The 14,063-nt window shown below is 69.3% G+C and carries 9 protein-coding genes and 1 pseudogene; 6 read left to right on the top strand and 4 right to left on the bottom strand.

Going from position 1 to position 14,063, the window contains the following annotated elements; translation table 11 throughout:
• Positions 1–93: 93 nt before the first annotated feature.
• The 4 genes from A5708_RS19055 to A5708_RS19040 are packed head-to-tail and all read right to left on the bottom strand — an operon-like array spanning position 94 to position 3,759.
• Complete coding sequence (locus A5708_RS19055; RefSeq protein ID WP_065030112.1) at positions 94–603, bottom strand: 2'-5' RNA ligase family protein; 510 nt, start codon at positions 601–603, stop codon at positions 94–96.
• Positions 603–1,283: a dethiobiotin synthase gene (gene bioD, locus A5708_RS19050; RefSeq protein ID WP_065030111.1), complete on the bottom strand. Its 681-nt coding sequence runs from the start codon at positions 1,281–1,283 to the stop codon at positions 603–605. Before bioD ends, A5708_RS19055 begins: the two co-directional genes overlap by 1 nt.
• A gap of 9 nt (positions 1,284–1,292) precedes the next feature.
• Positions 1,293–2,438, bottom strand: coding sequence for an 8-amino-7-oxononanoate synthase (locus tag A5708_RS19045; protein WP_065030110.1), 1,146 nt, complete (start codon positions 2,436–2,438; stop codon positions 1,293–1,295).
• A 4-nt stretch (positions 2,439–2,442) separates the two neighbouring features.
• Positions 2,443–3,759: an adenosylmethionine--8-amino-7-oxononanoate transaminase gene (locus tag A5708_RS19040; RefSeq protein WP_065030109.1), complete on the bottom strand. Its 1,317-nt coding sequence runs from the start codon at positions 3,757–3,759 to the stop codon at positions 2,443–2,445.
• A gap of 62 nt (positions 3,760–3,821) precedes the next feature.
• Here A5708_RS19040 and A5708_RS19035 point away from each other — a divergent pair, with 62 nt between their 5' ends.
• The 6 genes and pseudogenes from A5708_RS19035 to treZ all read left to right on the top strand — a co-directional run bounded on the left by A5708_RS19035 (position 3,822) and on the right by treZ (position 14,044).
• Entirely contained in the window at positions 3,822–4,298 is a 477-nt protein-coding gene (locus A5708_RS19035; protein ID WP_065030108.1) for a hypothetical protein, read from the top strand.
• A 330-nt stretch (positions 4,299–4,628) separates the two neighbouring features.
• Positions 4,629–5,282, top strand: a pseudogene (gene ripD, locus A5708_RS19030) (NlpC/P60 family peptidoglycan-binding protein RipD); the annotation flags it as partial.
• 312 nt (positions 5,283–5,594) lie between these two features.
• Positions 5,595–7,754, top strand: a complete 2,160-nt coding sequence (locus tag A5708_RS19025; protein WP_065030106.1) for an acyltransferase family protein — start codon at positions 5,595–5,597, stop codon at positions 7,752–7,754.
• A gap of 61 nt (positions 7,755–7,815) precedes the next feature.
• Positions 7,816–10,017, top strand: coding sequence for a glycogen debranching protein GlgX (gene glgX / locus A5708_RS19020; RefSeq protein ID WP_065030105.1), 2,202 nt, complete (start codon positions 7,816–7,818; stop codon positions 10,015–10,017).
• A gap of 3 nt (positions 10,018–10,020) precedes the next feature.
• A complete protein-coding gene (treY, locus tag A5708_RS19015; RefSeq protein ID WP_065030104.1) occupies positions 10,021–12,321 on the top strand; it encodes a malto-oligosyltrehalose synthase in 2,301 nt (766 codons plus the stop codon).
• Positions 12,314–14,044 (top strand): malto-oligosyltrehalose trehalohydrolase, encoded by a 1,731-nt coding sequence (treZ, locus tag A5708_RS19010; RefSeq protein ID WP_065030103.1) that lies wholly within the window; start codon positions 12,314–12,316, stop codon positions 14,042–14,044. Before treY ends, treZ begins: the two co-directional genes overlap by 8 nt.
• Positions 14,045–14,063: the final 19 nt, after the last annotated feature.

Here is a 14,063-nt window from a genome sequence, read left to right as displayed (position 1 = left end):
ACCCGCCGCGCCCGGCTACGCGGCACTTGCGATCGCCACTGACCCGACGGTGGCGACCCGCCGCGCCCGGCTACGCCGCGCTTGCGATCGCCACTAGGAAATCGGATGCTCGGCCTTCTTGTTGCCGTCCCAGCGGCGCAAACCCGCGAAGCTGCCGTCGATCTGGGCGGGCCGGCCCGCGATGCGCAGCGCCCTTCCGAGGTGAGCGCCGCCGACGCGCCGGGCCATCGTGACGTGCGCGGTCCACTGACCGGGCAGGCTGTTGGGCATCGGGCCGGGCGACAAATACGGCCCGCACACCCGGTGCACCTGGGCGTGCAGGGCCAGCAGCTCGCCCGTCGGCACCACCAGCCGCGCGAAAACCGCGCTGGCGCGGCCGAATAGCACCGGCGCACCGATGAGGCAGCGCAGTGGCAGCCGCTCGGTCAGCGGGCTCAGCAGCTCGTCGACGTCGGGGGCGATGCCTTCGGCCACCGCCAGCGTCACGTGCGGACGGCTGGCCGGTGCCTGACTGGGAATTCCTGCCCCGGCCAACGCTTCCCAGATGTTCCGGACCGCCGACTCGGTGTGGCGGTCGAAGACCAGCTCGATGGAGTGGACCATCAGCCCACCAGCGAGGTGACCCAGTCACGGTCGAACGCCTGGGCGCACAGGGCCGCGAACTCAATGGAGTCCAGCGACGCCGAACCTTCGGGCAGCACGGCGCGCACCGCGGCCAGCCTGGCCAGCGCGGGCCGGTTCGTCGTCTCCACCACCCCGGGCTGCCGGGGCCAGCTGCCGATGACCAGACCTGCGCACGAAAGATTCTGCGCGGCAATAGATTCTAGGGTCAGCGCGGTGTGGTTGAGGGTGCCCAGCGACGAGCCGACCACCACCAGCACTCCCGCGCCCAGCGCGGCGGCGAGATCGCGGGCGGTGACCCCGTTTTCGCCGAGTTCGACCAGCAGGCCCCCGGCGCCCTCGACCAGCGTCAGCCGCCCCGGGCGGTCCAGCTCCCCGATGAGCCCCAGCAGCTGCTCGCGGGTGGGCAGCGGCATCCCGGCCGCCTCGGCGGCGGCCACCGGTGCCAGCGGCAGCGGATAACGGCCGAACCCGGCCAGCTCGGTCACCCCGGACAGCCGGGCCACCTCGGCGAGGTCGTCGTCGCCCGCGTCGATGCCGGTCTGGACCGGTTTGCAGACCGCCACGTCGAGGCCGGCCTGACGGGCGTGGCACGCCAGCGCGGCCGTGGCGACCGTCTTGCCGACCCCGGTGTCGGTGCCGGTGACGACCAGAACCGTCACCGGCGCGCCTCAACCCAGCTTGGCGAGCACATCGGTGAGCACCCCGCGCGCGACCTCCAGCTCGGCGTCGTCCAGCGACGCGCGCGCGGTGAGCCGCAGCCGCGACGTACCGGCGGGCACGGTCGGGGGCCGGAAGCATCCCACCCGCACGCCGGCGTCCAGGCAGGCCGTCGCGGCGGCCACCGCCACGTCCGGGTCACCCAGGATCACCGACACCACCGCCGACTGCGGCGTCTCGGGCACGCCGCAGACCTCGGCAAGAAAGGCGGCGTGGCGTAACACCGCGTCCGCGCGCCATGGCTCGGACCGCAGCACGGTCAGCGCGGCCCGCGCGGCGCCCACGGCCGCCGGGGCCAGGCCGGTGTCGAAGATGAACGTGCGTGCCGCGTCGATCAGGTGGGCGCGCACCGACGCCGGCCCGAGCACCGCGCCGCCCTGGCTGCCCAGCGCCTTGGACAGCGTGGTGGTCATGACCACGTCGGGCGCACCGGCCAGCCCGGCCTCGTGCAGCAGCCCGCGGCCGCCGCCGCGCACACCCAGGCCGTGCGCCTCGTCGACGATCAGCAGGGCGCGATGCCGGCGGCACACCTCGTGCAGGTCCCGCAGCGGCGCCAGCGCGCCGTCGGTGGAAAACACCGACTCGGTGATGACGACCGCGCGCTCCTCGTCGCGGGCCGCCAACGCCGCCTCCACGGCACCGACGTCGCGGTGCGGCGTCACCGCCACCCGCGCCCGCGACAGCCGGCAGGCGTCCACCAGCGACGCGTGCGAGTACTCGTCGGACACCAGCAGCGAACCCCGGCCCGACAGGCCGACGACCGCGCCCAGGTTGGCGGCGTAGCCAGAGGAGAACAGCAGGCCGGAGGGGGCGCCGACGTAGTCGGCAAGCTCGCACTCGAATTGCTGGTGCAGCTCGGTGTCGCCGGTGACCAGGCGCGACCCGGTCGCCCCGGCACCCCACATGCGCAGCGCAGCGACCCCGCCGTCGATCACGTCGGGGTGTTGGGATAGCCCCAGGTAGTCGTTGGAGGCCAGGTCCAGCTCGGTGGCCACGGCGGGACGCGGCCGCAGTGAGCGGCGCAGTCCGGCCTCGCGCCGCTGTCGTTCCACCGCTTCCAGCCAGGCCAGCGGGGAAACCTCGATCGGTGCCTTCATCGCCCTAGAGCCTACGAGAGCCGGTTCGCTTGGCGACCTGCACCATCGCCGAGGTGATCTGGTCGATCTCGCCGGGCGTGCAGATGTAGGGCGGCATCGCGTAGACGAGGTTGCGAAACGGGCGCAGCCAGACGCCGTTGTCCAGCGCCGCCGGGGTGGCGACGGCCAGGTCGACCGGGCGCTCGCACTCGATGACGCCGATGGCGCCGCACACCCGCACATCGCTGACCCCGGGCAGCGCCCGGGCTGGCTCGAGTCCGGCGGCCAGGCCGGCGCCGATCTCGCCGACCCGCGCCCGCCAGTCCTGCCCGAGTAGCACTTCGACGCTGGCCACTGACACCGCGCAGGCCAGCGCGTTGGCCATGAACGTCGGGCCGTGCATCAGCGCTCCGGCCTCACCCGTGCTGATGGTGTGGGCGATGTCGGTGGTGCACAGTGTCGCGGCCAGGGTCAGATATCCGCCGGTCAGCGCCTTGCCGACGCACATGATGTCCGGGCTCACGCCGGCGTGGTCGGCGGCGAAGAGCTCGCCGGTGCGGCCGAAGCCGGTCGCGATCTCGTCGAAGATCAGCAACACCTCGTGCCGCCGGCAGATGTCCCGCAGATCGCGCAGGTATTGCGGGTCGTGAAAGCGCATGCCGCCGGCGCCCTGCACGACGGGCTCGACGACGACGGCGGCCAGCTCGGCCGTGTGCCGGGCCAGCTGTTCCTCGAACGCCGCGCTGTAGGCGGGGTGGTAGTCGCGGGGCACCTGCGGGGCGAACACCTGGCGGGCCAGGATGTCGGTCCACAGCGAGTGCATGCCGCCGTCGGGGTCGCAGACGCTCATCGGCGTGAAGGTGTCGCCGTGGTAGCCGCCGCGCCAGGTCATCAGCCGGTGCTTGCCGGGCCGGCCGCGGCTGCGCCAGTACTGCAGCGCCATCTTCACCGCCACCTCCACCGACACCGACCCGGAGTCGCTGAAGAACACTGTGTCCAGCCCGGCCGGGGTGATGTCCACCAGCAGCTGGGCCAGCCGCGCCGCCGGTTCGTGGGTCAGGCCGCCGAACATGACGTGGTTCATCGCGCCGAGCTGGGCCGTCAGCGCCGCATCCAGGACCGGGTGGCCGTGGCCGTGGATCGCGGTCCACCAGGAGCTCATCGCGTCGAGCGCCTCGAGCGGCGTGCCGTCGCGGATCAGGGTGAGCCAGGCGCCGCGGGCTCCGACGGCCACCACGGGGGCGACGGATTCGGCGCCGATGGTGCTGTAGGGATGCCACAGATGCGCGGTGTCGATCGCGCTGATCTGCTCGGGCGTCAGCCCGGCCTTGGCCGCGGGCATAGTGATCGAGGGTAAAGCAGCCGATTCGCGCAAAACTCCGACGTCGGGAAGCATGGGACTTCATGGCCACGCCGCAGCAGTCCGACAGCGCAGCGCCGGGACCCGAGGCGGGGCCGGCGCCGGGGCCCGGCTGGTCGAGGGATACCCACTACCCGCTGGTGGACTACGACGACGAGGCCCCCCGAGTGATCCGGGTGCGGCTGGCGCCATGGGACGTCGTCTGCACCGTCGTGCTGCTGATCCTGCTTGCGCTGCTGGCCACGGCGACGACCTGGCCGACGCGGCTGTTCGGCTTCCTGGCAAACGTCTGCGAGGACGAAACCTGCGGGCCGGTGCCCTACGGGCTGGACCTGTACATCCACCCGATCGTGTGGGGCGGTATCGGTGCGGCCATCGCCGCGGCCATCATCGGACCGGTCGTGTCGATCCTGAAGGGCTGGTACATGTCCTTCTGGCCGGTTCTGGCACTGGCGCTGGTCATGGTCAGCTCGGTGGCCGGGTCGCTGCTGACCATGTTCAGCGAACGCTACTGGCTCTGATCGCCCCGCCGCCGGCGCCCGGCGGACGTGCGGCTCCGTAGCCGACTGAGACCGAAATCACAACTGCGCACACGAGATTCGGCGCGCCAGTCACCGTCCGGTCACGGTACGACAAAAAATCCCGCGTGGACCTGGCGGCTAAGAAAATCTGTTGTCAAAGTGGCTTGTGTGACTGATGTGAATACAGCGGGCTGACCGCTGATTCACTTCGCAAGTGCCATGGACGGCGTCCGGCCCCAGCGTGGGGGCCCTCGCCTGGTCCATGAACCGGGGGCGGACGCGCGAGGTCACCGCGTCGAGGCCCATTGAGCGCCTGAGAGGCCAGGAACAATGAAACGCATCTACGCCTTCGCGATCGGTTTGGCCCTGCTCGGGGCGCCGATGGTGGTTCCCACCATCGCGACCGCCGACCCGGGCGCCAGGTCGATGGACTATCAGCAGGCCACCGACGTGGTGATCGCCCGCGGTCTGTCGCAGCGCGGTGTGCCGTTCTCCTGGGCCGGTGGCGGCATCAACGGCCCCACCCGGGGCACCGGCACCGGCATCAACACCGTCGGTTTCGACGCCTCCGGGCTGATGCAGTACGCGTACGCCGGCGCCGGCATCAAGCTGCCGCGGTCGTCGGGCGCGATCTACCGCGTCGGCCAGAAGATCGTCCCGCAGCAGGCCCGCAAGGGTGACCTGATCTTCTACGGCCCCGAGGGCACGCAGAGCGTCGCGATGTACCTGGGCAACAACCAGATGCTCGAGGTCGGCGACGTCGTGCAGGTCTCGCCGGTGCGCACCAACGGCATGACGCCCTACATGGTCCGGATTCTCGGGGCCCCTTTGCAGCAAGTGCCGGCGCAGCAGGCGCCGTTGCAGCAGGCGCCGCAACAGCTGCCCACCCAGCAGACACCGCAGCAGCTGCCCACCCAGCAGGCCCCGCTGCAGCAGACACCCCAGCAGCTGCCCGCTCAGCAGGCCCCGCTGCAGCAGACACCCCAGCAGCTGCCCGCTCAGCAGGCGCCGCTGCAGCAGTCGCCGTTGCAGCAGGTTCCGACGCAGCAGGCACCGCTGCAGCAGTCACCGTTCCAGCAAGCGCCCGTCCAGCAACTGCCGACCCAGCAGTCGCCGTTGCAGCCGACCGGCGCCGGCATCGGCAGGTAGTTTCCCCGGTCGATCGTCGGCCGTCCGACGCCCGCCACTCGCTCCCCCGCCGCCCGGCGCGGATGCTCTCCCGACCCGGCTGAGCAGCCTCCCCGCCGCGAGCTGCCGGGAGTGGGTGGCGGGTTTTCGGTAAATTAGCTGTCGATCATGCAGACCCCGCCCCCCTCTCCCGCACCGGACGCCACCGCCGATCCGGGGGCCACGGGGGTGCGCAATCCGGGGTCGCAGGGGTTCTATCGCTACGACCTCGACGGCCTGCGCGGCATCGCGATTGCGCTGGTCGCCGTCTTCCACATCTGGTTCGGCCGCGTCTCCGGCGGCGTGGACGTCTTCCTGGCGCTGTCCGGATTCTTCTTCGGCGGCAAGGTGATTCGTGCCGCGCTGAACCCGGCCGTGACGCTGTCGCCGGCCTCCGAGGTGGTCCGGCTCATCCGTCGCCTGGTTCCCGCGCTCGTCGTGGTGCTGGCCGGTTGCGCGGTGCTGACCATCCTGGTTCAACCGGAGACCCGCTGGGAGACGTTCGCCGACCAGAGCCTCGCCAGCCTCGGCTACTACCAGAACTGGGAGCTGGCCAACACCGCCTCGGACTACCTGCGGGCGGGCGAAGCCGTCAGCCCGTTGCAGCACATCTGGTCGATGTCGGTGCAGGGCCAGTTCTACGTCAGCTTCCTGGTGTTGATCGCCGGGTTGACCTACCTGTTCCGGCGCCCCCTGCGCGCCCGGCTGCGGACCGTGTTCCTGATCGTGCTGACCGCGCTGACGGTGGCCTCGTTCGTCTACGCGATCGTCGCGCACCAGCAGGACCAGGCGGCCGCCTACTACAACACCTTCGCGCGGGGCTGGGAGTTGTTGCTGGGCGCGCTGGTCGGCGCGGTGGTGACCCGGGTCCGCTGGCCCATGTGGCTGCGGACGACGGTGGCCACCGTCGCGCTCGGCGCGGTGCTGTCCTGCGGGGCGCTGATCGACGGCGTGCAGGAGTTCCCCGGCCCGTGGGCGCTGGTACCGGTGGGCGCCGCCATGCTGCTGATCCTCGTCGGGGCCAACCTGCAGCGCGGCCGGTTGCCGCTGCCCAACCGGATTCTGGCGACGCGCCCGCTGGTTGAGCTGGGCGCCATGGCGTATGCGCTGTACCTCTGGCACTGGCCGCTGCTGATCTTCTGGCTGTCCTACAGCGGCCACAAGCACGCCAGCGTCATCGAAGGCGCGGTGCTGCTGCTGGTGTCCGGTGTGCTGGCGTATCTGACCAACCGGCTCGTCGAGGACCCGTTGCGCTACCGCGCATCCTCGAAGCCTGCGGTGGCGCCGCCCCCGACCAGGCGGTGGCCGACCCGCCTGGCCCGGCCGACGATGGCGCTGGGATCGGCCATCGTGCTGCTGGGCGTGACGCTGACCGCGACCTCATTCACGTGGCGGCAGCACGTCACCGTCCTGCGGTCGGCCGGCAAGGAGCTCAGCGTCCTCAACCCGCAGGACTATCCCGGCGCGCGTGCGCTGACCGAACGCCTGCGGGTGCCCGCGCTGCCGATGCGGCCCTCCGTATTGGAGGTCAAACAGGACCTGCCCGCCACCACCCGGGACGGCTGCATCAGCGACTTCGTCAACCCCGCGGTCGTCACCTGCACCTACGGTGACGTGGCCGCCGACCGGACGATCGCGTTGGCCGGCGGGTCACACGCCGAGCACTGGCTGCCCGCGCTGGACATCCTGGGCAAGACGCGCCACTTCAAGGTCGTGACGTATCTGAAGATGGGCTGCCCGCTGTCGACCGAGCAGGTCCCGCTGATCATGGGCAACAACGCCCCCTACCCGCAGTGCCGCGAGTGGGTGCAGCGCACGATGACCAAACTGGTCACCGACCGGCCCGACTACGTCTTCACCACCACCACCCGGCCGTGGAACATCAAGAGCGGCGACGTCATGCCCGCCACCTATATCGGCATCTGGCAGACGTTGTCCGACAACAACATTCCGATTCTCGGCATGCGAGACACCCCGTGGCTGGTGAAGAACGGACAACCCTTCGACCCGGCGGACTGCCTGGCCAAACGGGGCGGCACCGCGCAGTCATGCGCGATCAAGCGTTCCGACCTGCTCTCGGACCGCAATCAGACGCTCGACTTCGTCGGACAGTTTCCGCAGCTCAAGGTGCTCGACATGTCGGACGCGATCTGCCGCGCCGACGTGTGCCGCCCGGTCGAGGGAAACATCCTGATCTACCACGGCGCCCACCACCTGACCCCCACCTATGTGCGGACCATGACACCCGAATTGGGCCGCCAGATCGCCGAGGCCACCGGCTGGTGGTGACCCGCCTTACTCCTGGCCGCTTACCCGGGTGAGCGCAACCGCACGCGGATAAGGTCGATAGGTGTCAACCAACAGTCCCGCTTCAGCAGCAGGCGGCAACCACGAACCCAAGCTCGCCACGGTCTGGCCGGGAAACCCGTATCCGCTCGGCGCCTCCTACGACGGCGCGGGGACCAACTTCTCGTTGTTCTCCGAAATCGCCGAGAAGGTCGAGTTGTGCCTGATCGACCATCACGGCAGCGAGTCGCGGATTCCCTTGGAAGAGGTGGACGGGTTCGTCTGGCACGCCTACCTGCCCAACATCACCCCCGGCCAGCGCTACGGCTTCCGGGTCTACGGCCCGTTCGACCCGGCGGCCGGTCACCGCTGTGACCCCAGCAAGCTGTTGCTCGACCCGTACGGCAAGGCTTTTCACGGCGACTTCACGTTCGGCCAGGCGCTGTTCTCCTACGACATGAAGGCGGTCGATCCGGACGGACCCAACGCCGACGGCGCCGACCCGGGGACTCCGCCCATGGTCGATTCGCTGGGCCACACCATGAACAGCGTGGTGAGCAACCCGTTCTTCGACTGGGGATCGGACCGAGCACCGCTGACCCCGTATCACGAGACCGTCATCTACGAAGCCCATGTCAAAGGGATGACGCAGACCCATCCCAGCGTCCCCGAGGAGCTTCGGGGCACCTACGCCGGGCTGGCACACCCGGCGATCATCGACCACCTCAAGTCGCTGCGGGTCACGGCCATCGAGCTGATGCCGGTGCACCAGTTCATGCACGACTCGCGGCTGCTGGACCTCGGCCTGCGAAACTACTGGGGCTACAACACTTTCGGGTATTTCGCCCCGCACAACCAGTACGCGGCCAACCGCACGTCCAGCGTCGCCGAGTTCAAATCCATGGTGCGCAGCTTCCACGAGGCCGGCATCGAGGTGATCCTCGACGTGGTCTACAACCACACCGCCGAGGGCAACCACCTCGGGCCGACCATCAATTTCCGCGGCATCGACAACGCCGCGTACTACCGGCTCGTCGACACCGACCTGCGGTTGTACAAGGACTACACCGGCACCGGCAACAGCCTGAACCCGCGCCACCCGCACGTGCTGCAGCTCATCATGGACTCGCTGCGCTACTGGGTGACCGAGATGCACGTCGACGGGTTCCGGTTCGACCTGGCCGCCACGCTGGCCCGCGAACTACACGACGTCGACCGATTGAGCGCGTTTTTCGATCTGGTGCAGCAGGATCCGATCGTCAGCCAGGTCAAACTGATCGCCGAGCCGTGGGACGTCGGCGAGGGTGGCTACCAAGTCGGAAATTTCCCGGGTTTGTGGACCGAGTGGAACGGGAAGTATCGCGATACTGTGCGCGATTACTGGCGGGGCGAGCCCGCAACCCTCGGCGAGTTCGCTTCCCGGCTGACCGGGTCGTCGGACCTGTACGAGGCGACCGGTCGCCGTCCCAGCGCCAGCATCAACTTCGTCACGGCGCACGACGGATTCACGCTCAACGACCTGGTGTCCTACAACGAAAAACACAACATGGCCAATGGGGAGGACAATCGGGACGGGGAAAGCCACAACCGATCGTGGAACTGTGGCGTCGAGGGCCCCACCGACGATCCCGACATCACCGAGCTGCGCCGCCGCCAGATCCGCAACTTCTGGGCGACGCTGATGCTCAGCCAGGGCACGCCGATGATCGCCCACGGTGACGAGTTCGGGCGTACACAGAACGGCAACAACAACGTGTACTGCCAGGACTCCGAATTGTCTTGGATGGACTGGTCTTTGGTCGACAAGAACGCCGACCTGCTGGCGTTCGCCCGCAGGGTGAGCACGCTGCGCAAGCGGCACCCGGTGTTCCGGCGGCGCCGGTTCTTCGAGGGTGAGCCGATCCGGACCGGCGACGAGGTGCGCGACATTGCGTGGCTGAATCCGAGTAGCCGCGAGATGACGCACGAGGACTGGGGCGAAAGCATTCACAAGTGTGTGGCGGTGTTCCTCAACGGTGAGGCCATCAGCGCACCCAACGCACGCGGTGAACGGGTCGTCGACGACTCATTCCTGTTGTGTTTCAACGCCGGTGAAGATCCGGTGGACTTCGTGACGCCGAACACCGACTATGCGAAAGAGTGGACCGTGGAACTGGACACCAACGAACCGACGGGCCGAAAAGAGGGAGCCGACCAGGTGGTGACCGCCGAGGAGAAGGTGTCGCTGCCCTCGCGTTCACTGCTGGTATTGCGTAAGACACAGTGACGCATGGCTCTACCCGTCATCTCCACCTACCGGCTGCAGTTGCGTGGTGAATCCAGCGGGTTCGCGTTCACCTTCGCCGACGCGGAAAACCTGCTCGACTACCTGAACGACCTCGGGGTGTCGCACCTGTATCTGTCTCCGATCATGACCGCGACCGCGGGGTCGAGCCACGGCTACGACGTCACCGACCCCACCACGGTGTCACCGGAGATCGGCGGCCGAGAAGGCCTGGCGCGACTGTCCGCGGCGGCGCGGGAGCGCGGCCTGGGCCTGATCGTGGACATCGTGCCCAACCATGTGGGCATCGACCAGCCGCGGCAGAATCCCTGGTGGTGGGACGTCCTGCGGAACGGCCGTTCTTCGCGCTACGCAACGTATTTCGACATCGACTGGGACCTGGACGAGGACGGCCGCATCGTGTTGCCGGTGCTGGGCTCCGACGACGACGTTGCCGGCCTCACCGTCGACGGGGACCTGTTGCGCCTGGGCGATCTGGCGTTCCCGATCGCGCCCGGCACCGCCGAGGGCAGTGGCCCCGAGGTGCACGACCGCCAGCATTACCGGCTGGTGGGCTGGCGCAACGGCGTCTGCGGCTACCGCCGGTTCTTCTCGATCACCTCGCTCGCGGGGCTGCGCCAGGAGGACCGCGCCGTCTTCGACGCCACACACGCCGAAGTCGGGCGATGGTTCGCCGAAGGCTTGGTCGACGGCATCCGCATCGACCATCCCGACGGGCTGTCCGACCCGTGCGGATACCTGGCGTGGCTGCGCGAGCTGACCGGCCCGGAGGCCTGGATCGTGATCGAGAAGATCCTGGCCGTCGACGAGGCGCTCGAGCCCACCCTGCCGATCGGCGGCACCACCGGTTACGACGTGTTGCGCGAAACCGGTGGCGTGCTGGTGGATCCGAAAGGCGCCCCGGCGCTGACCGCGCTGGTGGAGTCGGCCGGTGTGGACTATCACGCGATGCCGGACATGCTGGTCGAACTCAAGATCCGCGCGGCCACCGACACGTTGGCCAGCGAGCTGCGCCGACTGCGCCGCAGCATCGTGGCCACCGCCGGCGCCGACCACCCGCAGCTGCCCGAGGCGGTGGCCGCGCTGCTCACCCATATCGGGGTGTACCGCTGCGACTACCCCGGCCTGGTCGCGCTGCTGCCCACCGCGCTGGCCGAAACCCAGGCGGCCGCACCGGAGTTGGGTTCCGCACTGCAGGTGCTGGCCGCGGCGCTGGCCCGCGGCGGTGAGCCGGCCACCCGGCTGCAGCAGCTGTGCGGCGCCGTCACCGCCAAGGCTGTCGAGGACTGTTTGTTCTACCGTGACGCCCGGCTGGTTTCGCTGAACGAGGTGGGCGGCGAGCCGCACCGATTCGGTGTCGGCGCGGCCGAATTCCATCACAGCGCCGCCACCCGGGCCCGGTTGTGGCCGCAGACCATGACGACGCTGACCACCCATGACACCAAGCGCGGCGAGGACGTGCGTGCCCGCATCTCGGTGCTGTCCCAGGTGCCGTCGCTGTGGACCGAGTTCCTCGCGCGCTGGGAGATAGCCGCGCCCTCCCCCGATCCCGCGACGGGACAGTTCCTGTGGCAGAACATCTTCGGCGTGTGGCCGGTCAACGGCGAGGTCACCGACGCGCTGCGCGACCGGCTGCACGCCTACACCGAGAAGGCCATCCGGGAAGCGTCCTGGCACACCTCATGGAACGACCCGGACGCTGACTTCGAGGACGCGGTGCATCGGTGGCTGGACACCGTGCTCGACGGCCCCGTGGCCGGCCAGCTGACCGAGCTTGTCGCCCAACTCAATCCGCACGCCGCCAGTGACGCGCTGGCCCAGAAGCTGCTGGCGCTGACCGTGCCCGGAATCCCGGACGTGTACCAGGGCACCGAGCTGTGGGACGACAGCCTGGTCGACCCGGACAACCGCCGGGCCGTCGACTACGCCGCCCGGCGCGCCGCCCTGCGGGCCTTGGAGCATCCGAAAATCCGGGTCGTCACCACCGCACTTCGCGTGCGCCGCAACCATCCGGACACCTTCCTGCACGGCGACTACGTCCCGGTGCTGGCCAACGGCGACGCCGCCGATCACGTGCTGGCCTTCCGCCGCGGCGAGGACATCGTGGTGGCGGTTACCCGGTGGACCGTGCGGCTGACCGAAACGGGCTGGGGCAACACGGTTTTGCCGCTACCAGACGGTACCTGGAAGGACGCACTCACCGGCGTGATCGCCGACGGCCCGACGTCGGCGGCCCAATTGTTCGCCGATCTGCCCGTGGTTCTGCTGGAGCGCCACCATGACTGAATTCCGGGTCTGGGCGCCCAAACCCGCGCGGGTTCGGCTCGACGTCGACGGGCAGGCGCACGCCATGACGCGCTCGGATGACGGTTGGTGGCATGCGAGCGTGGACACCGCGCCAGACGCCCGCTACGGCTACCTGCTCGACGACGACCCCACCGTCCTGCCCGACCCGCGGTCGGCCCGCCAGCCCGACGGGGTGCATGCCCGCTCGCAGCTGTGGGATCCGGCCGCCGCCAAGTGGACCGACGCCGGGTGGGCCGGCCGCGCGGTCGAGGGTGCGGTGATCTACGAGCTGCACCTGGGCACATTCACCGAGGCCGGCACGTTCGACGCCGCCATCGAGAAGCTGGACTATCTGGTCGATCTCGGCGTGGACTTCGTCGAGCTGATGCCGGTGAATTCCTTTGCCGGAACCCATGGTTGGGGATACGACGGCGTGCTGTGGTACAGCGTGCACGAACCCTACGGCGGCCCCGACGGGCTGGTCCGCTTCGTCGACGCCTGCCACGCCAAGGGTTTGGGGGTGCTGATCGACGCGGTCTTCAACCACCTCGGCCCGTCGGGCAACTACCTTCCGCGATACGGCCCCTACCTGTCGTCGGCGAGCAACCCGTGGGGCGAGGGCATCAACATCGCCGACGCCGATTCCGACGAGGTACGCCGTTACATCATCGGGTGCGCGCTGCGCTGGATGCGCGATTTTCACGCCGACGGTCTGCGGTTGGACGCGGTGCACGCGCTGGTGGACACCACCGCGATCCACATCCTCGAGGAGCTCGCCACCGAAACAGACTGGCTGGCAAAGCAATTGGGGCGCCCGCTGTCGCTGATCGCCGAGAGCGACCTGAACGACCCGCGGCTGATCACCCCCCGCGATCGGGGCGGCTACGGGCTGACCGGGCAGTGGGCCGACGACATTCATCACGCCATCCACACCGCGGTGTCCGGCGAGCGCCAGGGCTACTACGGCGACTTCGGCAGCCTGGCTACCCTGGCACAGACGCTGCGGCACGGCTTTTTCCATGCCGCCACCTATTCGTCGTTCCGGCATCGCCGCCACGGGCGGCCGCTGGACACCAGCGAGAAGTCCGGCATTCCGGCCGCCCGGCTGGTCGCCTACACCTGCACGCACGATCAGGTCGGCAACCGCGCCCTGGGAGATCGCCCGTCGCAGAACCTGACCGGCGGCCAGCTGGCCATCAAGGCGGCCCTCGCGCTCGGATCTCCGTACACCACCATGCTTTTCATGGGCGAGGAATACGGGGCCTCGACCCCCTTCCAATTCTTCAGCTCGCACCCCGAGCCGGAGCTGGCGCGGGCGACGGCCGAAGGGCGCAAGGCCGAGTTCGCCGAACACGGCTGGAACGCCGACGAGATCCCCGACCCGCAGGATCCCCAGACGTTCGCGCGCTCCAAACTGGCCTGGGCCGAGGTCGACACCGGCGAGCATGCCCGGCTGCTCCGCCTGTATCGCGACCTGATCGCGTTGCGGCGCAACCACCCCGACATGGCCGATCCCTGGCTGGAACGCCTCGCGGTCGACTACGACGAGGACGAACGCTGGATCAGCGTGTCTCGTGGCCGGTTGCGCATCGTGTGCAACCTGGGCGCCGAGCAGGTGACGGTCCCGGTCAGCGGCGAAGTGGTGCTGTCCTGGGGCGAGCCGGCAGCCGGCGCCGACGGCACTGTGCTACAAGGCCATTCGTTCGCCATCCTGTCGGTCTGAGTGGGCTGTGGATAACTGA

It is taken from the genome of Mycobacterium colombiense (assembly GCF_001672755.1).
In the GTDB taxonomy this organism is placed as follows: Bacteria; Actinomycetota; Actinomycetes; order Mycobacteriales; family Mycobacteriaceae; genus Mycobacterium; species Mycobacterium colombiense_C.
This window is presented reverse-complemented; position numbering and strand designations above follow the sequence as displayed.